Below are 20,254 nucleotides of genomic sequence, written 5' to 3' on the forward strand. Positions count from 1 at the left end.
TTACTCTTCGCGGGTGGGCCCACCGGCCCGCCCCTGTGCGGCTCTGACGGCATCCAGGGCATGCTGCCAGCGGGTGATCTCGGTATCATCCGTCCCCTTGGAGAAGACGATATAGAGACCGGCCTGATGAAGCAGCACGCCACTGCTGGCCACGCTGCGCCGGGATAGCCCCATCTTGTCGAGGGTGGCATCCATCACCAGCTCCGCCATCGGCAAGGCATCGATCTTGCCCAACATCAGCCGATCTATCGCCTCGGCGACCGTCTGGTAGCGCACCAGATTGGTATACCCTTCGTGGGTCAACCGCACATCATCCGCATTGCCCAATACCACGCCCACTCTGGGCAGATCACGCAGTTGGGCCAGCGAGGTCAGCGGGTGACGGTTCCCGGGTACCTGATAGATAAAGACCCGATTGATAAAGAGTGGCCCCACCCATTTGAAATGGGACTCCCGCTCCGGGAGTCGCTGAACCACGAACAGGCCATAGCCGGGCTCGACCCGTGCCAGTGCCAGCGCCCGCTTGAGCGGGTAAATCCGCACCGGATAGCGGGTGCCAAGCTCCTGCTGCACCTCATCGATCAGACGGATGGCGAATCCGTCGAGCTTGCCGTCGCGATATTCGGTAAAGGGGGGTAAATCGTGGCTGAGCAGCGTGAGCCCGGACTGTGCCGACACACTCAGGCAGGCCAGCAACCAGGGCAACACCATCCATCTCATACGACATCCAGTCATATTTTTTATCCCGTCAGCGCCATGTGGTGGCCACAAGTTCCATAAGAAGCTTTGACGATTATCGCCCAGTAAATAGCCACTGGGTAGCAAAGATGCAGCCTGCCGACAGGCTTGTCTATCGAGTGATACGCAGTGGAAGTGTGGTGATAGCTGCCCACATAAAAAATCTTTGATTTTATGTGTCAATTATTCTTTCCATGGTTTAGGCTGTTCTCTCACTCGTTTTCAGGCTGTCACCCCATGTCTTCCATCCTCGTGCTGTTTGGTCGATTTTTTAGCTCGCAAGAGAGGTGACCCTGCACGCACAGTTTTCTGAATGTTCATTGCAAAGGTCGCCTCGGGCGGCCTTTTTGTTGTCTGTCGTTTATTGCTACTCAGGAGTATTGCTTCGATGTCGTGTTACCCGGAGGTTGTATGAGCCAGGTTCAGTGGTCTTCCCGTCTTGGTCATGTGCTGGCCGCAGCAGGCACCGCGATTGGCCTTGGTGCCATCTGGAAGTTTCCCTATGTGACCGCCACCAATGGCGGTGGCGCCTTCCTGCTGGTGTTTCTGCTGTTCAGTTTCACCCTGGGGGTAGCGGTGCAGGTCGGGGAGACCCTGCTCGGCAGCCATAGCCAGCGCGGGGTGCTCGGCGCGTTCCGCAAGCTGGTGGGGCCGAACTGGCGCTGGATGGGGTATATGGGGATCCTCTGCGGCTTCTTTATCTACAGCTTCTACAGCGTGGTCGGTGGCTGGACCGTGGGCTACGCCGCCCTTGCGATGGCTGGCAAGCTCAACCTGAGCGAGGGAAGTGCCCTCACCGCCCTGTTCAACGGTTATGTCAGCAACCCCTGGTGGCCGGTGCTGACCCATCTGATCTTCGCGGGCCTGACCTGGTGGTTCGTGCAGGGGGGCATTCAGAAGGGGGTGGAGCGGGCGCTGCGCTGGATGATGCCCGCGCTGTTTATCATGATGTTGCTGCTGGTGGGGGTTGGCCTCTCCATGCCGGGCTCCATGGCGGGCGTGCGCCAGCTGCTGCTGCCGGACTTCTCCATGCTGACCGGCCAGAGCGTACTGGATGCGCTGGGGCTGGCCTTCTTCTCCCTCTCCATCGGACTTGGGGTACACACTACCTATGGCGCCTACCTGCCCAATAGCGAAGGAGTTGTGCGCTCCGGGGTCTGGGTCGTCACCCTGGCGAGTATCATCTCGGTGCTGGCGGGCTTGATGATCTTCCCGGCGCTGGCCTCTACCGGCATCGATCCCACTGCCGGCCCCGGGCTGACCTTTATGACCATGCCCGCCGTGTTCAGCCATCTGCCGTTCGGTCAGGGGCTGGGGGTAGTCTTCTTCCTGCTGCTGCTGGTCGCCGCGCTCTCCTCCTCCATCTCCATGCTGGAGCATCTGGTGCGCTTCACCACCGAGGAGTGGGGTTGGTCGCGTCGTGGCGCCTGCCGGGTGCTGACCCTGCTGATCATGGCCTCCGGCATTCCGGTGAGCCTGTCGTTTGGCCCATGGAGCGATCTGACCCTGTTTGGCAAAACCATCTTCGAACTGCTCGACTACCTCACCTCCAACCTGATGATGCCGCTGTTTGGTCTGGTGCTGACCCTGCTGCTGGGGTGGCGACTGGGTGATGCCATATTGCCTGCGGGCCTGTCACCCGCCCTGCGTCTGGCGCTGCTCTGGTGCTGGCGCGTGGTGGCGCCGCTGCTGATCAGCGGGATCCTGATCCGCGGAATCATGTAACGCTTTGCGCACCCTTGCGGGCAGGCCTTGGCCTGCCCTTTTTATTGCTGGGGTTTGCTTTATGGCTGGCATTCACATGAGCAGCATCACGATGGACAGGAGTGCAATCGGTGGTCATCGGGCAATCTCGGCAGAGCAGAGTTGAGGAGGCGCGGTGTGGCAATGTGGCAATGTGGCAATGTGGCGGTGTGCCGGTGTGCCGGTGTGCCGGTGTGCCGGTGTGGCACGATAAGAGCTGGAGTTCGGCTCGTCACGACAACAACAGAAAATGTTGAAGCACTGAATTGCGGGCAAAAAAAATCCCCACCTGAGTGGAGATTTTTCTCTGAAACATTGCTACAGATTTCAGCTTTTTCTTACGCTTTTCACTACAAATATGGTGGTCGTTACTGGGATCGAACCAGTGACCCCCTCCTTGTAAGGGAGGTGCTCTCCCAGCTGAGCTAAACGACCTGGGATTCTTGAAATGATGGTGGGTCGTGCTGGATTCGAACCAGCGACCAATTGATTAAAAGTCAACTGCTCTACCGACTGAGCTAACGACCCATCTAAATCATTTTTTTACAAACTGGTGGTCGTTACTGGGATCGAACCAGTGACCCCCTCCTTGTAAGGGAGGTGCTCTCCCAGCTGAGCTAAACGACCTGGGATTCTTGAAATGATGGTGGGTCGTGCTGGATTCGAACCAGCGACCAATTGATTAAAAGTCAACTGCTCTACCGACTGAGCTAACGACCCATCTAAATCATTTTTTTACAAACTGGTGGTCGTTACTGGGATCGAACCAGTGACCCCCTCCTTGTAAGGGAGGTGCTCTCCCAGCTGAGCTAAACGACCTGGGAATTCTGTCTCCACCGAGTGGAGAAAATGGTGGGTCGTGCTGGATTCGAACCAGCGACCAATTGATTAAAAGTCAACTGCTCTACCGACTGAGCTAACGACCCTCACCACGACCAGTTCCGACTGCATTACTGCTTCGGCTCTGACGGCGGCCTATATTACGGATTTAAATTTCCGGTGCAACAGAAAATTCGTAATTTAAATCCGTTTGCTCACTGTGCGTACAAATGTGGGCGGTTTTTACAGTAGCGTTACGAAAACAGTGACATACAGCAATGTTACAGCTTGGCCAGACTCTGTTTGGCCAACTGGGCCGGCGAGGTGTTGGGATAGCCCTTGATCACCTGCTCATAGAAGGTTTTGGCTTCCGCCTTCTTGCCATCCAGCTGCGCCAGCATACCCAGCTTCAGCAGCGCATCGGCACGCTTGGGGGATTTGCTGTATTTGTTGGCCACGGTCGAGAACTGGGCCGAGGCACCGGCTCTGTCACCCTTGTTGAACAGCAACTGGCCGAGCCAGTAGTGCGCATTGGGAACATAGCCCGAATTGGGGTACTGCTTGATGAAGCCCTGGAAAGCCGGAATGGCTTTGTCGTAGTTCTTCTCTTTGAGCACCATGTTGACCGCGGCGTCGTAGGCCTGATTCTCATCCTGATTGGTTGAGTAATTGGCTGCGGCAGCCGGTGTAGCGGCAGCAGCAGGGGCCGCAGCAGCCGGAGCCGCCTGCTGGCTGCTGGCAACCTTGTCGAGCTCCTGATAGAGCTGACGCTGGCGCTCTTGCGACTGTTCCATCTGGTAGGTCTGCTGCTCCAGCTGACCACGCAGCTCGGAGACCTCCCCTTGCAGGGAGTCGACCTGTTGCTGCAATTCAGCTTGCAGCCGCAGACGGGCGTTGAGGGTGCGCTCCAGCAGGGCAACCCGATCTTCCAGGCTACCGGTGGGCACGATGGCGCCGTTGTTGCCGCTAAGGACAACCCCGCCACCCGAGTCACCGCCCAGATCGCTGACAGGAGCCGCCGCATGCGCATTCAGAGCAACCAATACGGCCAGCGCAACAACAGCTTGCTTGTACACAGATTTCATTCGGATCAAACCTTAGCGTTTAGTGCAAATAAAACGGCCAGCGCCATCGTCGCTCGCTTATACAGATTTCATTCGGATCAAACCTTGGCGTTTAGTGCAAATAAAACGGCCATCGAAATGGCCGCTTGCATATAAACGAACTTCGTTCGGTTCAAACCTTAGTAAACCAGAACCGCGCGGCGGTTTTTGGCAAAGGCATCCTCGGTGTGGGACATGTCCAGCGGCTTCTCTTCGCCATAGCTGACGATGGAGAGCTGCTCGGCCTGCACACCCAGGGTTTGCAGATACTTGGCTACAGCCTTGGCACGACGCTCGCCCAGGGCGATGTTGTACTCCGGAGTGCCGCGCTCATCGGCGTGACCTTCGATCAGGACTTTAACGCTCGGGCGCTCGCGCAGGTAGCTGGCGTGGGCATCCAGCAGATCAGCGTACTGACCCTGGATATCGTAACCGTCGAACGGGAAGTAGATCACGTTGTCACGTTGCAGTGCTTCGAACTTCTGACGCATCTGCTCTTCCGGGGACAACATGCCGTTGGCGCCGCCGGTTTGTACACCGCCCATGCCGTCGGTCATACCTGACTCAGCGCCAGCGGCGTCAGAATCAGAAGAAGAACTACAAGCGGCCAGGGTGAACAGTGGCAGTGCGATGGCCAAACCCTTGAGCAGTTTATTGAGTTGCATGCTATTTCCTTAAACCTTTATAACAAAACAAAAAACAATTGGATTTTTATCAATTCAAGAAGGGCGACCAAGCTGGTGCACGAATTTCACCGCTACTGGTCGGAAGCACAGCCTTGAAGCGACCATCAGTCGACACCAACGCGAGACTCTTACGACCCTGATAGATGGTGGCATAAATGATCATGCTGCCATTGGGTGCCACACTTGGGGACTCGTCAAGTGCGCTCTGAGTCAGGACCAACTGGGCATTGTTTTCCATGTCCTGACGGGCAATACGGTATTGCCCCTGAACACGGGTTACCATCACCATGATTTTGCCATCAGGAGTAATGGATGCACCCTGGTTGGATTCACCTTCCCAAGTCATCCGGCGAGTCATACCAGTCGCCAAATTTACGCTATAAATCTGGGGTTTGCCACCACGTTCAGAGGTGAACAACAAATTTTGCCCGTCCGGCAGCCAGGAGGGTTCGGTGTCGATCACCCGGCTGGTAGTCACCCTGGTCAGCTGCTTGCTAGCGACATCAACCACATAGAGGTTTGGTGAACCATCTTTGGAGAGAACGATAGCCAGACGACGACCATCCGGAGACCACTCCGGCGCCCCGTTGATACCACGGAAACTGGTGATCAGGCTGCGCTGCTGGGTGTAGATATCCTGCACGTAGATTTCGGATTTCTGGTTCTCGAAACTCACGTAGGCCAGCTTGCTGCCATCCGGGGACCAGGAGGGAGACATCAGCGGCTCGCGAGAGCGCAGCAGGGTCTTCTCGTTGTAACCGTCGTAATCAGAAATGCGCAGCTGGTACGGGAACTGGGTACCCTGCTGCACGGAGACGTAAGCCAGACGGGTCAGGAAGGCACCACGCTCGCCAGTCAGACGCTCATAGACGATGTCGGAGATGCGGTGAGCAAACTGGCGCATCTGGGCACCCGGGATGGTCGCCATACGGCTATCCAGAATGTAACCGTTGCTCTCGCCACCTTGCGCCTTGGCCAGCTGACCTTTTAGCACATCGACCAGCTCGAAGTTGATCTTGTAAGTGCCGTCACCGACTGCCGAAATGGAACCCACCACCACGGCTTCAACCCCTTGGGAAGCCCAGGGCGCGAAGTTGATCTCGCTGCTGCTGCTCGGGGTCTGCGGCATCTGGCCGCGGGCCAGCGGCTTGAACTTGCCGCTGCGCATCAGGTCGTTGGAGACCACTTCCGCGATGTCCTGCGGCAGCTGCCCGTTGCCTTCCCACTTGAAGGGGGCGACGGCAATAGGGCGTGCGCTATCAATACCGCCGGTGATGACGATGTCCAGGGCCGCCTGGGCACTCTGGCCCAGCAACAAACAGCCAACCAAAGCAAAAAATACTTTTCTGATCATGGCTTAAATACTCGGTTCCAATAAAAATGAGCGGTTAAATTCCTTTCTCTGCGAGACGCTGCTAACCACTTGTAAACAACCTCGTTTTATCACGCTTAGATACTCGGTTCTAACTTCAGGTTAAATTCCTTCAACATCTCGAATGCCGCAGGATCCTTCGGCACTGGCAGTTGATTGGCTTTCAGGACAGCTGCCTTACCGGAACGACAGACCGCCGGGTCACCCTGGCCGTTATCTACCGATATAACAAAGCCACTGCTCGCAAGACGTACGCCGATAGTACATGTTTTGCCCCGCATGGTGGGATCCAAAATCATATACCGCTCAACAGTGGCCTTGATGAGCGCCGCATACTTGTCGACTTCACCCTGCGCTGCTGCCGATGCTGCCTGACTGCGGGCATTGGCCTCAGCCGCCAGCTGCTGCTGCATCATCTCTTCCATCTCTTTTTGCAGCTTGGCCTGCTCGGCTGCTTTACGCTTGCGTTCAGCCGCGATCTTGGCCTGCTTGTCGGCCTCTGCCTTGGCTTTCTTCTCTGCGTCAGCTTTTGCCTTTTTGTCAGCCTCTTCCTTGGCCTTCTTCTCGGCGTCGGCTTTGGCTTTTTTCTCAGCCTCTGCCTTGGCTTTCTTCTCGGCTTCGGCCTTGGCTTTCTTGTCAGCTTCCGCTTTCTTGGCCTTGGCTTCTGCCGCCTTGGCCTTCTCCTCGGCCTCTTTCTTCTCTTGTTCCTTTTTCTTCTTCAGCGCCAGCGCCTTGCTTTCGGCTTCCGCCGCTTTACGCTCGGCTTCGGCCTTCTTGGTCTTCTGCTCTTCCAGCTTGCGGGCTTCCTCGGCTTTTTGGGCCTTCTCTTCCGCCTGCTTCTGCTCGGCCACTTTCTTCTGCTTCTCGGCCTCAGCCTTACGGGTGGCCTCTTCGGCCTGCTTGCGCTTGGTCTCGGCGATACGAAGCTGCTCCTGTTTCTGAGCCAGCTCGCGCTTGGCGAGATCCGTGTCTTCCTTATCCTTCTCTTTCTCTACCTTCTGAGGCTTGGGCTGAGATTTCTGCTGCTGGATCTGCTTGGCCTGTTCGTTGAGGAAATTCTCATCGAGCATGACGGCATTGACGATCTGCCCCTTCGATTCGGGTCGCTTCGGTTTGCTGAAATCGAGCCCGACAAACAGGATGATGCCGATGATCAGGTGCAGCAGAAACGACGCGATGAGATAACCGGAAATACCACGCTTCACATCCATCTCCGTTAGTTCACCGGATCTGTCATCAGGCCAACCTGAGGCACGCCCGCATTCTTGAGGGCCACCATCAACAGGATCACCTCTTCGTAGCGCACGGCCTTGTCACCCGCGACCACCACGGGGGCATTCTGGTTGATCGCCAGATAGCCCATGGCTTTTTCGGTGATGTATTGCTGCATCGCCTCTGGCGTGCCGCTTGGCACCGGCTCATCATCGGCTTCGCCAGCCTTGATGACATACTCGCCTTCGGTATTGACGCTGACGATGAAGGGCGGCTTGGCATCTTCCGGCAACTGCTCGGACTCAGCCTGTGGCAGATCCACCTTGACCCCTTGCGTGATCACCGGCGTGACCGCCATAAAGATGATAAGCAGCACCAGCATGACGTCGATATAGGGAACCACGTTGATCTCGGCCACCTTCTTGCGCCGGATCCGCTGATAGGTTTGCATTACTGATCACCCTGCTGCTGTGCAATCTGACGGTTCAGAATGGTGGTGAACTCGTCCATGAAGTTGGCGTAGGCGTTTTCCAGCCGCTCGACCTTGTTGGAGAAGCGGTTGTAGAAGATAACCGCCGGGATCGCGGCAAACAGACCCATGGCGGTGGCGATCAGCGCTTCCGCGATACCCGGTGCCACCATCTGCAGGGTGGCTTGCTGCACCTGACCCAAGGCGATAAAGGCGTTCATGATCCCCCACACGGTACCGAACAGACCGATATAGGGGCTGATGGAACCGATGGTCGCCAGCACCGGCAGGTTGGATTCAAGTTCATCCACCGCACGGGAGAGGGAGACGCGCATGGCACGGTAGGTACCGTCCATCACCGCATCCTGACCCCGGGCACCGGCCTTGAGCAAGCGGGCATACTCCTTGAAGCCGGAGTAGAAGATATCTTCCATGCCTTCGATATCATCGCGGCGGGAAGAGGACTCCTGATAGAGGCGATTGAGATCGACCCCTGACCAGAAGCGATCTTCAAACTGTTCCGATGCGAGATTGGCCGCCTTGATCGCCTTGGAGCGCTGGATAATCAGCGCCCACGAGACAATAGACATGCTCATCAGGGTCATCATGACCAGTTTTACCAACAGGCTGGCTTGCCAAAACAGGCCAATAAACGAAATTTCAGCGTGCACTTAACAGCACTCCCTTGATTTTATCAGGTATAGCTACAGGTTTCATTTGCGGATGACTGACACAGGCTATCTGTACCATAGCCTGGGTGATCAGTCGTCCATCAGCCGCCAGGATCTGCTGCGAAAAACGCAGGGATGCGCGTTTCACTTCAATCACTTGCGTTAATACAGTTAAAAGTTCATTAAAACGGGCCGCCGAGCGGAAATCGATCTCAGTTCGGCTCACCACGAAGGCATATCCCTCCTGCAGCCAGACGTCCTGTTCGACCCCTTTGGCACGAAGAAACTCGGTGCGAGCGCGTTCCATAAACTTGAGATAATTGGCGTTGTAGACGATGCCCCCGGCGTCGGTGTCCTCGTAGTAGACACGCACCGGAAACTCAAAGACTTCCCCCATAACAATCTGTGATCCATTCGACAGTCAGATGGGGGGCTATCATAGCGCAGGGCTGAATAGGAAAGAAGCAGGGGGAGACAGGGAAATCCTGCCTCCCCCCGTTTTTTATGAAAGGAAATATGAATGTGTCAGCCAGAGGCCATACAACAAACTGGGCCAGGCGAGCCAGGGGTTGAACAGCACACGCCCGGGCAGGCTTTTCAGATGAAAGCCAAGCCCGGTAAGTACGCCACAACAGACGGCCCACATCAGCCAGGGAGCAAGCCAGTGGCCATGCTCGCTGGTGTTGGCCGCGATCAGATTGGGGGCCTGTAAAATAGCGACGGCCAACAAGGCCGCCGCGAGTAACATCAACCCCTGCCACGGCTGGCGCTCCAGTGGAGCGGCCAGCCTGGCGAGTCGATCACTTGTTTTCATCGATCTGACGATCCATGTTCTCGGTGTGTTCCAGCCACAGCGCATTGATGATGCCAAATGCACAGGCCAGCAACAGCCCCAGGATCCAGGTGAAATACCACATTGTCAGCGCACCTCTTAATAGAGAGATTGTTGGTTATCTTCGATGTGCTTGTTGGTTACCCGGCCAAACATCTTGATGTAAGTCCAGAGGGTGTAACCCAGCACAATCGGTACGAAGATCGCTGCAGCCACAGTCATCACCTGCAAGGTGTTGAAGGAAGCGGTAGCATCCCACATGGTCAGGCTCAGTGACGGCTCAAGGCTTGAGGGCATCACGAACGGGAACATGGAGAAACCGGCGGTGAGGATAACCCCGGCAATCGCCAGCGAGGAGCTGGTAAACGCCAGCCAGCCGATGTTCATGCGGGCAAACAGCGCAGTCAGCAGGCTCATGGCCAGACCCAGTACAGGAGCGGCCACCATCCACGGATAGAGGGTGTAGTTGTTCATCCAGGCGCCAGCCTGCAGGACAACTTCCTTGTTCATCGGGTTGGATACCGCGTCAGTCGCGGCGGCCTTGACGATGACATACCCTTCCATACCGCTTACCCACCAACCCGCGGCAGCAAACAGCACCAGGGTCACCAGTGAGCAGATCATGGCGGCAGTGCGGGAACGCGCCAGCACTTCACCATCGGTCTTCATCATCAACCAGGTTGCGCCCTGGGTGAGCAGCATGAACAGGCTCACCAGACCAGCCAGGATGCCGAACGGGTTAAGCAGGCCAAAGAAGTTGCCGTGATAGGTCAACATCATGAACTGGTTAAACTCGAACGGAACACCTTGCAGCAGGTTGCCAAAGGCCACGCCAAAGACGATGGGCGGCACGGCGCTACCGGCGAACAAGGCCCAATCCCAGTTGCTGCGCCATTTGGCATCAGCACGCAGGGAGCGGTACTTGAAACCGACCGGACGCAGGAACAGTGCCATCAGCGTCAGGATCATGGCGATGTAGAAGCCGGAGAAGGTCGCGGCATAGACCATAGGCCAGGCAGCGAACAAGGCACCACCGGCAGTGACCAGCCAAACCTGGTTTCCTTCCCAGTGCGGCCCCATGGTGTTGAGCATCACGCGGCGCTCGACATCTTTCTTGCCGACGAACGGGAGCAGTGCGCCTACCCCCATGTCGAAGCCGTCAGTGATGGCAAAACCGATCAGCAGTACGCCGACCAGAGCCCACCAGATGACACGCAGAGTTTCGTAATCAAACATGGTCGCTCTCCTTATGCCTTGAGCTGTTCAAAGTGATACTTGCCAGTCTTCAGGCTGCTGGGGCCAAGACGGGCATACTTGAACATCAGGTACATCTCGATAACCAGAAGTACGGTATAGAACAGGCAGATACCGATCAGAGAGAACCAGATTTCAGCTGCAGGCAAGTTGGATGCAGACAGGGAAGTCGGCAACACCTCTGCAATGGTCCACGGTTGGCGACCATATTCAGCAACAAACCAGCCGGCTTCGATCGCGATCCATGGTAGCGGGATACCCCACAGCAGACCCTTGAGCAGCCACTTGCGCTGGCCGATCTGATGACGGGCACTGTCATAGAAGGCCATACCGATCAGCACCAGCATCAGCATGCCGACGGCAACCATGATGCGGAAGGCGAAGAACAGCGGCAGTACCTGCGGGATGGAGTCATCCACCGCGGCCTTGATCTGATCGTCAGTCGCATCGGTCACGTTGCTGGTGTAGCGCTTGAGCAGCAGACCGTAGCCCAGATCCTGCTTCACTTCGTCGAAACGAGCGCGGGTCTCGTCAGACTTGTCACCGGATTGCAGCTTGGTCAGCAGATCGTAAGCGGTCATACCGTTGCGGACGCGCAGTTCGTGCTCGCTCTTCAGATCCTTCAGACCGGTTACCTGACCGTCCAGAGAACGGGTCGCGATAATGCCCAGTGCATAGGGGATCTTGATGGCGTAGTCGGTGCGCATCTCTTCCTGATTCGGAATACCGAACAGGGTAAATGCGGCCGGAGCAGGTTCAGTTTCCCACTCGGCTTCGATAGCGGCCAGTTTCACCTTCTGCACTTCACCGGTCTCGTAACCGGATTCATCACCGAGGATCAGAACGGACACGATGGAAGCCATACCGAACGCGGCGGCAATGGCGAAGGAGCGACGGGCAAACGCCACATCACGATTCTTCAGCAGGTAGTAGGAGGAGATACCCAGCACAAACATGGCGCCACAGGTATAGCCAGCCGCCACAGTGTGGACGAACTTGACCTGGGCAACCGGGTTGAGCACCACGTCAGCGAAGCTCATCATCTCCATTCGCATGGATTCGAAGTTGAACTCGGCACCGACCGGGTTCTGCATCCAGCCGTTGGCGACCAGGATCCAGAGGGCGGAGAGGTTGGTACCCAGCGCCATCAACCAGGTGGCAACCAGATGCTGCTGCTTGCTCAGACGATCCCAACCAAAGAAGAACATACCGACGAAGGTGGACTCCAGGAAGAAGGCCATCAACCCCTCGATGGCCAGCGGGGCCCCGAAGATATCGCCGACATAATGGGAGTAGTACGCCCAGTTCGTCCCGAACTGGAACTCCATGGCCAGGCCTGTGGTGACCCCCAAGGCAAAGTTGATACCAAACAACTTACCCCAGAATTTGGTCATGTCCCGGTAGATGGTGTTGTTGGTCATCACATAGACGGATTCCATGATCGCCAGGAGAAAAGCCATTCCCAGCGTCAGGGGTACAAACAAAAAGTGATAAAGGGCCGTCGCAGCGAACTGGAACCGCGATAGGTCTACCACATGCTCAGCAATCATGATGTTTCCTCACCGATTATTGGCACGGCTATTTTAAGTTTTAAGCACAAAGCTTCCGTTGGAGGTTATCGAATGAGCCTCATTGAGGGATATCACAACAAAACGCGTTCAGTAACCACTGGCATTAACAACAAGGCAATACGAGAACACAAATAAAGCTAATGTTTAACAATTACAAAACAATCAGCCTGAATTTATTCTCGCCCATGATGACCGGGTTTTTATATCACCTTTATTTGATTGAAATCAATGTAAAAGGACCCGTCATACATGGCTTTAAAAGGCATTTTTAATCTATTTCACGATTATTGACGCGGGCCGGATCACAAAACATGACAAATCGTAAAACATTGATTTAAATCAATTTAAGAATTTAACATCCCGCCACCCCGTTTAATTTGAAAAGCGTGGATGACGCGCCTTTTCCCATGTTATCCGGGTCAGGAGATCTGATTCGAAAACTCAATTTAAAACTGCAAAGAATGCATACTCATGCGAACCAATTTCATCAATCAAGACATTAGATAAACTAATTTTAAAAGTGCAATTTTTCTTGTTTGCCCGGGTCGGTTCGAACTCCTACAATGCGCCTCGCAGTGAGGGCATACCCTTGGATACAGGCCGGTTAATCTGGGTTCACGGTACGTATTCGACGATCAATTTGAACCTGTCTATTGGAATCGAAGATGAAAAAGTTTGTTGCTAAAACCATCCGTTACTACAAGCTTTCCTTTGTTCAGCTCTATCAAATGAACCGACTCTGAGAGCTCGCGACGGCTCAACTGTTTATTTTCCGGTCTGTGTCCAGACGCACTCACTGTCTGTGAACATCCATCCTGAATTGTCTTTGCCCACCGCATCCGCCGTGGGCTTTTTTTTGCCCGGATAATAAAAAACCGCCTTTGACGGCGGTTTCATATTCAAACGACTGTTTTTACTTCTCATCTGGTCGCTGAAGACCGAAATGAGCGTAGGCTCGTGTGGTCGCAATCCGTCCTCTGGGTGTACGTTGCAGATACCCCTGCTGGATCAGATAAGGCTCCAGCACATCTTCGATAGTATCTTTCTCTTCCCCGATCGCGGCGGCCAGATTATCGAGACCCACCGGGCCCCCCATAAACTTGTCTATCACAGCCAACAATAACTTGCGGTCCATGAAGTCAAACCCTTCGTTATCGACATCCAGCATGTCCATGGCGCGGGCCGCGATGGGGCCATCGATGCGGCCATCGGATTTCACCTGGGCAAAATCGCGCACCCGCCTTAACAAACGGTTAGCAATCCGCGGCGTGCCGCGAGAGCGACGTGCGACCTCAATGGCACCATCTTCCGTCATCTCGAGCCCCAGACAGCGGGCACTGCGGGAGACGATATCGGTCAGGTCCTTGACGTTGTAGAACTCCAGCCGCTGGACGATACCGAAGCGATCCCGCAGCGGGCTGGTGAGTGAACCGGCCCGAGTGGTGGCGCCGATCAGGGTAAAAGGAGGCAGATCCAGCTTGATGGAGCGGGCCGCAGGCCCCTCCCCGATCATGATATCGAGCTGGTAATCCTCCATCGCCGGATAGAGCACCTCCTCCACCACCGGACTGAGGCGGTGGATCTCGTCGATGAACAGCACATCATTCGGTTCGAGGTTGGTGAGCAGCGCCGCCAGATCCCCCGCTTTCTCCAGCACCGGGCCCGAGGTGGTCTTGATATTGACCCCCATCTCGTTGGCGACGATGTTGGCGAGGGTGGTCTTGCCCAGACCCGGCGGGCCAAAGATCAGCAGGTGATCGAGCGCCTCGCCCCGCTGGCGCGCCGCTTCGATAAAGATCTCCATCTGCTCGCAGACGGTATCCTGACCGGTGTAGTCAGCCAGCTTCTTGGGGCGGATGGCCCGATCGATAATCTCATCCTCGCGCGCGGCGCTTGATGAGATAAGACGGTCTGCTTCAATCATCAACTACCTCACACCAAGCTACGCAGGGATTCACGGATGATCTCTTCCACCGACATCCCCTCTTTGGCGATCTTGCTGACAATCTGGCTCGCCTGCTGCGGCTTGTAACCAAGGGCCACCAGCGCACTGGCCGCCTCTTCGGTCACATCCGGCGCACGCAATTCGGGCTCACTGGCTGGCAAGGTGACCATGGCCGGAGAGAAGAGATCGTGGCTGACCCAGCCCTTGAGCCGGTCTTTCATCTCTACCACCAGCCGCTCGGCGGTCTTCTTGCCGACACCCGGCAGTTTGACCAGGGAGCTGATCTCTTCGCGGTCGACACTCAGCACGAACTGGGTAGCGGTCATGCCGGAGAGAATGGCCAGCGCCAGCTTGGGGCCGACTCCGTTGGTCTTGATCAGCTCGCGGAACAGCGCCCGCTCCTGCTTGTGGTTGAAACCATAGAGCAGCTGGGCATCCTCGCGCACCACGAAGTGAGTATGGATGGCCGCCTCCTTGCCGATCTCCGGCAAATCATAGAAGCAGCTCATCGGCATCTGCACCTCGTAGCCGACCCCGCCCACTTCCAGCAAGACCTCGGGGGGCTGCTTTTCAATGACAATGCCTCTCAAGCGACCAATCACGGCTCTCTCCTCACCAATGCAGCTATTCGTAAATTGGCTCATAGCATAAAGAATAACTGGATAAGTATCCAGCATAGGGCCGTGACAGGCGCGTCGTCAGAGAGGCTTTTTATTCAATTAGCCACCATGCTTGATCGGGTGCAGCCAGTGCACGGGATGTTTCAACACCGCAGCGGACCCTGACCGGGGGATAAACCACTACACTAAACCCGTTCGGAACCGAACATGGTGCCAATGTCGATACCAAGGAAGGCCATCACATGAAAATTGTTACCACCGCCAATCTGGGTCTTGCCATCTTGCTCGGCTGCACGCTGGGCATGGGGATCGTGGGCTGGTATGGCAGCCAGCGGCTTGCCGACCTGCTCTCCTATGTGCTGGGCGCCGCCTGGCAGACCGCCGATGGCGCCATGGAGGGTTCGATAGAGCTCGGCAATCAGCAGCTCTATATCCAGAAGATGCAAAACGGCGCGCCGCTCAATCGGGCCGAACTCGATGCCGCCAAGGCCGCAACCGATGATGCGCTGGCCCGGGTCAGCCAGGGCCAGCTGATCGATGGCGCGGCCCTTGCCACCATGGATCAGCAGAAACAGGGCTATCAACAGCAACAAGAAAAACTGCTGGCGCTCTATCAGGCCTATACCGAGGCGGATCAGGCGCTGCATCAGAACGCCGACCTGATGGCCCGTCTCTCGACCCAGCTGGAGGTGATCGGCGATGGCGCGGTGGAGGCGCTGACCCAATCCCCCGACCAGACCATCAGCTGGAACAGCGGCCTCTCTACCCGCTGGGAAGCGGCCGACGGGGGGATGGAGTCCAACATCGGCTTTTTGCGCCAGCTCTATGCGCTGGAGAAGATGCGCAGACAGGGGGTCACGGCGGCGATCAAGGCCGAGCTGAAAGAGGCGACCGATTTCTACCACGAAGCGATCGACAGCATGCTCGGCACCGGGCTGTTTGATATCGAGGGAACCGGCGAATTTGCTGGCAAGACACTGTCGGCAGAGTATCGCGCCCTGCTGGCCCGACATCAGCAATTGATGGGGCAGTGGATCGAGGCGCTCGGCAGCTATCAGGCCCAACAGGCCCAACAGGCTCTCTATGAGGCCAGTGCCGACCAGCTGAAACAACAACTGGTTGCCATCGAGGCGAGCGGTGATGCCACCGTCGAGGATCAGGTCACCCAGCTCAACGGCATCATCAGCCAGACCCGCGCCCTGCTGCTCGGTGGCCTGTTGCTGAGCCTGATCATGGTCACTCTCTGCGGCTTCTGGCTGACCCGCAAGCTGGTGACGCCGCTGCTGCAAGTGGACAAACGGATGCAGGATATCGCCGCCTGCGAGGGGGATCTCAACGCACGCATCAACCTGCAACGGGATGACGAGATCGGTTCGCTGGCCAACAGCGTGGATCGCTTCATCGAAAAATTGCAGAAGATGATCAGCTCCACCATGGACAACAATCAGCACATCAGCGAACACGTCCACACCTCGGTCAACCGGGTGGAAGCGATCAGCCAGAGCAGCCGCCAGACCGCCGAACACGCCCAGGCCCTGCACCACGACAGCGAACAGATGGTGCAGGTAGCGACCACCATATCGGACAACTGCAGCATGGCGGCCCAGAATGCCAACGAGGTGCGCCAGCTGACCACCGAGAGCAGCCAGTACGTCGCCTCGGCCAGCGCGGGCATGCAGCGGGTGGTGCAGGAGGTGGGCGAGTGCGCCATCGCCATCAACTCCCTCAAGGAGCAGGCGAGCCAGATTGGCCAGATCATCTCCACCATCAGCGGCATCTCGGAGCAGACCAACCTGCTGGCCCTCAATGCTGCCATCGAAGCTGCCCGGGCGGGCGAAATGGGGCGCGGCTTTGCGGTGGTGGCGGACGAGGTGCGCACCCTGGCAAACCGCACCGCCACCTCCAGCGCCGAGATCAGCCAGGTGATCAGCAGCATCCAGCAGCAGACCGAGACCGCCTACCTGATGATGCAGCGCAACCTCAAGACGGTAGAGTCCGGCATGCAAGACTCCGAGAACACCAAGCAGATCCTGTTCAAGGTGGAAGGGGCCATCGACCAGCTGGCCGACATGGTGCAACAGGTGGCCGATGCCACCGGACAGCTGTCACACACCCTGAGCCACTCCTCCGACAAGGTCTCCGGTATCAGTCTGCAAGCCAGGACCGGCGAACAGGAGGCGCAGGAGTGCCTGCAGCTCGCCTCCTCGCTCCATCAGGCCAGCCTGCTGCAACAGCGCCTGCTCTCCCAGTTCCGGGTATAGCCAGTACCCGCCGAACCCGGCGTAAAAAAATGCCAGTCCGCGTGAACGGACTGGCATTTGCTTTTCTGCGGGCCGGACACACCGTCCGGCCATCGGCGAGTTACTGGCGAACCAGACGGTAGATGGCGTAGCCCGGATGCTTCTCGTCATCCATCGGCAGAGTGGACTGATAGGCCAGATCCTTGCCTGCCAGCGCCTTGGCCTCTTCACGGGGCGATGAATAGAGACGAACATCCACCCCGGCAGGCAGTGCTTTCATGTGCCAGTTGTTGTCGGCGGCCGGGCTGAATCCTTGCGGATTGCTGGCGGAACGGGATTTCAGATATTGGGCGACGATCTCGCGCGTCTCGAAGGGATCTTCATGCACGATATTGCTGCCATCCACACCCGGGAAGTGGCCGCCCCCGCTGGCGCGGTAGTTGTTGGTCACCACATAGAACTTCTGGGCCGGATCGATGGGCTGGCCGTTGAAGGTCAGGTTGCTGACCCGCTGACCGTCGCTCACCTTCTCCCCCTCCTTGTTGTAACGGGCGGGCTGGGTGATATCCACCTCGTAGTTCACTCCGTCGATCACATCGAAGTTGTAGGTGGGGAACTTCTCGTTCACCAGCCACTGCACCTCGCCCTTGGCCGAGTCAACCCAGTTGAACTGACCGGCACTCATCTCCAGCCACTCCTTGACGGTGGCGCCGCTCACCTCGACCACCTGCAGGGTGTTCGGGTAGATGTAGAGGTCGGAGACGTTGCGCAGGGAGATATCCCCCGCCGTCACATAGGTGAAATCGGTAATGCCGTTGCGACCACCACGGAACGGGGCGGCGGCGGAGAGGATCGGATAGGACTCCTTGAGCAGGCCATCCTTTTGCAACTGCTCGGCATGCTGGCGCTGGGCATCGCTCACCAGCTGCACCGAGGGGTCATCCTGCACCAGCGCAAAGAAGCTGTGGATGGAGGAGGTGATCTTGCCAAGCGGGCGATCCAGCCACTGGTTGGTCGCGTCGTGATCCGCCTTGACCAGAGCCACTACCTGCTCGTCTACCTTGCTCCCTTCGCTGGAATCGATCTGGCGCAAGGCTGATTGGCTCTGCTTCACCTGCCACTTGCCATCCATCTGCTCCAGCTTGAGATCGATGATCCCCAGATGGTTACCCCAGAAGCCTGGCATCACGGTGGGAATCCCGTTCAGGGTGCCCGCCTGATTATCCACCAACGGCAGATCCGGGAAGTCGCCGGGGAAGTTCTTGTGGGCATGGCCCAGCATCAGGGCATCGATCCCCTCAACCTTGGCCAGATGCCAGGCCGCGTTCTCCATCATGGCTTCGTAGCTGCCGGCATTGATGCCGGAGTGAGCGACCACCACCACCACGTCGGCCCCCTTGGCGCGCAGTTCGGGCACATAGTGGTTGGCGGTTTCGACCATGTCGGCCACCACCACCTTGCCTTCCAGATAACGCTTGTCCCACTGCAGCACCTGCGGCGGCGTCAGCCCCAGAATACCGACCTTGACGGTCTGCGGCTGGCCCTTGTCATCCTTCACCTGACGCTCCAGCAGCAGATAGGGAGTGAACTTGTTGCCGCTCCAGTCGATCTTGCCATTGCTATCACGCTTGAAGGCATCCCCCTCAAACACGTTGGCGTTGACGTAGGGGAAGTTGGCCCCTTTAAGGATCTTGCCCAGATAGTCGAGGCCGTAGTTGAACTCGTGGTTACCGAGGTTGCCCACGTCATAACCCAGCTCATTCAGTGCCTTGATGGCGGGATGGGCCTGCTTGTCGAGGTAGCCGGCACCCGATTGCTCGAAAATGTAGTCCGCCAGCGGCGAGCCCTGGATCAGGTCACCGTTGTCCAGCAGCAGGTTGTTGGGGTTCTCGGCGCGGGCGGCGCGGATCAGCAGGGCGGTGCGGGAGAAACCGAATTTGCGATCCTCCTTGTTCTGGTAGTAGTCATAGCCCAGCACATTGGAGTGGATATCGGAAGTCTGGATCAGCCGCAGCGAGACGGCACCGGGCTGCTCCTGCTTTTCTGCGCCACAGGCAGACAGCAGCATGATGGAGGCAATGACGCCCAGCTTCATGGTTCTATTCACTGGATTTTCCTTATTTTTATCTAGCAAGTCACAAGGATGGAAAATTTCACCGGAGAATATGCCACAAACTGGCGTCTTGATTAATTTTTATGAAACCGGGCAGCACAATGCCCGGCACCCTGCTAACCCCCCAGGGCAAGTTGCAGTGCCAGCGTCAGCATGATGATGCCGACCAGCAGGTCGATCCCCCGCTGCACCCGGCTGCGTGCCAACCAGGGTGCCAGTGCCGCCGCCCCCAGCGCCAGCGAGTAGAACCACACCAGCGAGGCCAGCATGGCGCCTGCCGCGAAGGCCGGACGCAGGGACTCATTTACCTGACTACCCAGCGAGCCGAGCAGCATCAGAGTATCGAGATAGACGTGAGGGTTGAGCAGCGTGACCCCCAGCGTCATCGCCAGCACGCTTTTGGCCCCCATCAGCCGGGCTGAGTCGGCCAACCCCTCCCCCTTACCGCGCCAGGCACTGAGCAGGGAGCGACCGCCAAACCAGCCGAGAAACAGCACCCCGCCCCAGGTGAGCAGTGCCATGCCGAGGGGGCTGGCAGCCAGCAGATTGGCCCCGCCAAATACGCCGATGGCAATCAGGACGAGATCGCAGCCGCTGCAGAGCGTGGCGCTCAGCAGATGGTGATTGCGATGGATGCCCCGGCTCAGCACAAAGGCATTCTGGGCACCGATGGGGATGATCATGGCAAGGCCAATGGTGAAGCCTTGCAACGTCGTAGCGAGCAGCATGAGAGTACCGTCCGAAGTGATGAATGAACGGCACTATAGCGAGGGGGAAGCATCCAGAGAAATGCGTTGATTTACTGATTGATTCATTTTGCTAATGATGGCCGCCACAGCCATCCGCTATTCAATCCCTTGTCAATT

At 57.1% G+C, this 20,254-nt stretch carries 18 protein-coding genes and 6 tRNA genes; 2 read left to right on the forward strand and 22 right to left on the reverse strand.

Features of this window, described 5'->3' with window-relative positions:
- A complete protein-coding gene (locus tag BN1115_RS05370; protein WP_042656373.1) occupies positions 1–720 on the reverse strand; it encodes a substrate-binding periplasmic protein in 720 nt (239 codons plus the stop codon).
- A gap of 429 nt (positions 721–1,149) precedes the next feature.
- Between BN1115_RS05370 and BN1115_RS05375 the strand changes: the two genes are divergently transcribed.
- Positions 1,150–2,463: a sodium-dependent transporter gene (locus tag BN1115_RS05375; RefSeq protein ID WP_042656374.1), complete on the forward strand. Its 1,314-nt coding sequence runs from the start codon at positions 1,150–1,152 to the stop codon at positions 2,461–2,463.
- Positions 2,464–2,840: 377 nt separating this feature from the next.
- On the opposite strand, the gene BN1115_RS05380 is transcribed toward BN1115_RS05375, so the two are convergent.
- The 19 genes from BN1115_RS05380 to ruvA form a co-directional block, all read right to left on the reverse strand.
- Positions 2,841–2,916 (reverse strand) — tRNA-Val (locus BN1115_RS05380).
- A 17-nt stretch (positions 2,917–2,933) separates the two neighbouring features.
- Positions 2,934–3,009: transfer RNA gene (locus BN1115_RS05385), tRNA-Lys, on the reverse strand.
- 23 nt (positions 3,010–3,032) lie between these two features.
- Positions 3,033–3,108 (reverse strand) — tRNA-Val (locus tag BN1115_RS05390).
- Between the two features lie 17 nt (positions 3,109–3,125).
- Positions 3,126–3,201: transfer RNA gene (locus BN1115_RS05395), tRNA-Lys, on the reverse strand.
- Positions 3,202–3,224: 23 nt separating this feature from the next.
- Positions 3,225–3,300 (reverse strand) — tRNA-Val (locus tag BN1115_RS05400).
- Positions 3,301–3,331: 31 nt separating this feature from the next.
- Positions 3,332–3,407 (reverse strand) — tRNA-Lys (locus BN1115_RS05405).
- A gap of 174 nt (positions 3,408–3,581) precedes the next feature.
- Positions 3,582–4,385: a tol-pal system protein YbgF gene (ybgF, locus tag BN1115_RS05410; RefSeq protein ID WP_042063603.1), complete on the reverse strand. Its 804-nt coding sequence runs from the start codon at positions 4,383–4,385 to the stop codon at positions 3,582–3,584.
- Between the two features lie 158 nt (positions 4,386–4,543).
- The gene (gene pal, locus BN1115_RS05415; RefSeq protein WP_005304908.1) at positions 4,544–5,068 is read right to left on the reverse strand and encodes a peptidoglycan-associated lipoprotein Pal; all 525 of its coding nucleotides are present in this window, start codon (positions 5,066–5,068) and stop codon (positions 4,544–4,546) included.
- A gap of 49 nt (positions 5,069–5,117) precedes the next feature.
- Positions 5,118–6,443: a Tol-Pal system beta propeller repeat protein TolB gene (gene tolB / locus BN1115_RS05420; RefSeq protein WP_033135654.1), complete on the reverse strand. Its 1,326-nt coding sequence runs from the start codon at positions 6,441–6,443 to the stop codon at positions 5,118–5,120.
- A gap of 95 nt (positions 6,444–6,538) precedes the next feature.
- Complete coding sequence (gene tolA / locus BN1115_RS05425) at positions 6,539–7,672, reverse strand: cell envelope integrity protein TolA (protein ID WP_042063601.1); 1,134 nt, start codon at positions 7,670–7,672, stop codon at positions 6,539–6,541.
- A 5-nt stretch (positions 7,673–7,677) separates the two neighbouring features.
- Positions 7,678–8,124, reverse strand: a complete 447-nt coding sequence (tolR, locus tag BN1115_RS05430; protein WP_005335733.1) for a protein TolR — start codon at positions 8,122–8,124, stop codon at positions 7,678–7,680.
- On the reverse strand, positions 8,124–8,813 hold the full coding sequence (gene tolQ, locus BN1115_RS05435; protein ID WP_042063600.1) for a protein TolQ: 690 nt from the start codon (positions 8,811–8,813) through the stop codon (positions 8,124–8,126). Before tolQ ends, tolR begins: the two co-directional genes overlap by 1 nt.
- Positions 8,803–9,210: a tol-pal system-associated acyl-CoA thioesterase gene (ybgC, locus tag BN1115_RS05440; protein ID WP_042656375.1), complete on the reverse strand. Its 408-nt coding sequence runs from the start codon at positions 9,208–9,210 to the stop codon at positions 8,803–8,805. The genes tolQ and ybgC overlap by 11 nt, the downstream gene beginning before the upstream one ends.
- Before the next feature lie 105 nt (positions 9,211–9,315).
- On the reverse strand, positions 9,316–9,627 hold the full coding sequence (locus BN1115_RS21565; protein ID WP_167335548.1) for a cyd operon YbgE family protein: 312 nt from the start codon (positions 9,625–9,627) through the stop codon (positions 9,316–9,318).
- Positions 9,614–9,730: a cytochrome bd-I oxidase subunit CydX gene (gene cydX / locus BN1115_RS21570; protein WP_005304933.1), complete on the reverse strand. Its 117-nt coding sequence runs from the start codon at positions 9,728–9,730 to the stop codon at positions 9,614–9,616. The genes BN1115_RS21565 and cydX overlap by 14 nt, the downstream gene beginning before the upstream one ends.
- A 14-nt stretch (positions 9,731–9,744) precedes the next feature.
- Entirely contained in the window at positions 9,745–10,881 is a 1,137-nt protein-coding gene (gene cydB / locus BN1115_RS05455; protein ID WP_042063598.1) for a cytochrome d ubiquinol oxidase subunit II, read from the reverse strand.
- Positions 10,882–10,892: 11 nt separating this feature from the next.
- Positions 10,893–12,449, reverse strand: coding sequence for a cytochrome ubiquinol oxidase subunit I (locus BN1115_RS05460; RefSeq protein ID WP_042656377.1), 1,557 nt, complete (start codon positions 12,447–12,449; stop codon positions 10,893–10,895).
- Positions 12,450–13,383: 934 nt separating this feature from the next.
- A complete protein-coding gene (ruvB, locus tag BN1115_RS05465; RefSeq protein WP_042063596.1) occupies positions 13,384–14,394 on the reverse strand; it encodes a Holliday junction branch migration DNA helicase RuvB in 1,011 nt (336 codons plus the stop codon).
- 8 nt (positions 14,395–14,402) lie between these two features.
- The gene (gene ruvA, locus BN1115_RS05470) at positions 14,403–15,017 is read right to left on the reverse strand and encodes a Holliday junction branch migration protein RuvA (RefSeq protein WP_042656378.1); all 615 of its coding nucleotides are present in this window, start codon (positions 15,015–15,017) and stop codon (positions 14,403–14,405) included.
- 260 nt (positions 15,018–15,277) lie between these two features.
- Between ruvA and BN1115_RS05475 the strand changes: the two genes are divergently transcribed.
- Entirely contained in the window at positions 15,278–17,296 is a 2,019-nt protein-coding gene (locus BN1115_RS05475; RefSeq protein WP_042656379.1) for a methyl-accepting chemotaxis protein, read from the forward strand.
- A 100-nt stretch (positions 17,297–17,396) separates the two neighbouring features.
- On the opposite strand, the gene BN1115_RS05480 is transcribed toward BN1115_RS05475, so the two are convergent.
- The gene (locus tag BN1115_RS05480) at positions 17,397–19,370 is read right to left on the reverse strand and encodes a bifunctional 2',3'-cyclic-nucleotide 2'-phosphodiesterase/3'-nucleotidase (RefSeq protein WP_042656380.1); all 1,974 of its coding nucleotides are present in this window, start codon (positions 19,368–19,370) and stop codon (positions 17,397–17,399) included.
- Positions 19,371–19,504: 134 nt separating this feature from the next.
- Positions 19,505–20,113 (reverse strand): L-lysine exporter, encoded by a 609-nt coding sequence (gene lysE / locus BN1115_RS05485; RefSeq protein WP_042656447.1) that lies wholly within the window; start codon positions 20,111–20,113, stop codon positions 19,505–19,507.
- Positions 20,114–20,254 lie beyond the last annotated feature (141 nt).

Source organism: Aeromonas allosaccharophila (assembly GCF_000819685.1).
GTDB lineage: Bacteria > Pseudomonadota > Gammaproteobacteria > Enterobacterales > Aeromonadaceae > Aeromonas > Aeromonas allosaccharophila.

Excerpts from the sequence above, each read along its gene's own strand:
- cydB (WP_042063598.1), bottom strand. The coding sequence starts at position 10,881 with ATGTTTGATTACGAAACTCTGCGTGTCATCTGGTGGGCTCTGGTCGGC.
- BN1115_RS05375 (WP_042656374.1), top strand. The coding sequence starts at position 1,150 with ATGAGCCAGGTTCAGTGGTCTTCCCGTCTTGGTCATGTGCTGGCCGCA.
- tolA (WP_042063601.1), bottom strand. The coding sequence starts at position 7,672 with ATGGATGTGAAGCGTGGTATTTCCGGTTATCTCATCGCGTCGTTTCTG.
- BN1115_RS05370 (WP_042656373.1), bottom strand. The coding sequence starts at position 720 with ATGAGATGGATGGTGTTGCCCTGGTTGCTGGCCTGCCTGAGTGTGTCG.
- ybgF (WP_042063603.1), bottom strand. The coding sequence starts at position 4,385 with ATGAAATCTGTGTACAAGCAAGCTGTTGTTGCGCTGGCCGTATTGGTT.
- tolR (WP_005335733.1), bottom strand. The coding sequence starts at position 8,124 with ATGCAAACCTATCAGCGGATCCGGCGCAAGAAGGTGGCCGAGATCAAC.
- BN1115_RS05480 (WP_042656380.1), bottom strand. The coding sequence starts at position 19,370 with ATGAAGCTGGGCGTCATTGCCTCCATCATGCTGCTGTCTGCCTGTGGC.
- BN1115_RS21565 (WP_167335548.1), bottom strand. The coding sequence starts at position 9,627 with ATGAAAACAAGTGATCGACTCGCCAGGCTGGCCGCTCCACTGGAGCGC.
- tolB (WP_033135654.1), bottom strand. The coding sequence starts at position 6,443 with ATGATCAGAAAAGTATTTTTTGCTTTGGTTGGCTGTTTGTTGCTGGGC.
- ruvB (WP_042063596.1), bottom strand. The coding sequence starts at position 14,394 with ATGATTGAAGCAGACCGTCTTATCTCATCAAGCGCCGCGCGCGAGGAT.
- BN1115_RS05475 (WP_042656379.1), top strand. The coding sequence starts at position 15,278 with ATGAAAATTGTTACCACCGCCAATCTGGGTCTTGCCATCTTGCTCGGC.
- cydX (WP_005304933.1), bottom strand. The coding sequence starts at position 9,730 with ATGTGGTATTTCACCTGGATCCTGGGGCTGTTGCTGGCCTGTGCATTT.
- pal (WP_005304908.1), bottom strand. The coding sequence starts at position 5,068 with ATGCAACTCAATAAACTGCTCAAGGGTTTGGCCATCGCACTGCCACTG.
- ybgC (WP_042656375.1), bottom strand. The coding sequence starts at position 9,210 with ATGGGGGAAGTCTTTGAGTTTCCGGTGCGTGTCTACTACGAGGACACC.
- BN1115_RS05460 (WP_042656377.1), bottom strand. The coding sequence starts at position 12,449 with ATGATTGCTGAGCATGTGGTAGACCTATCGCGGTTCCAGTTCGCTGCG.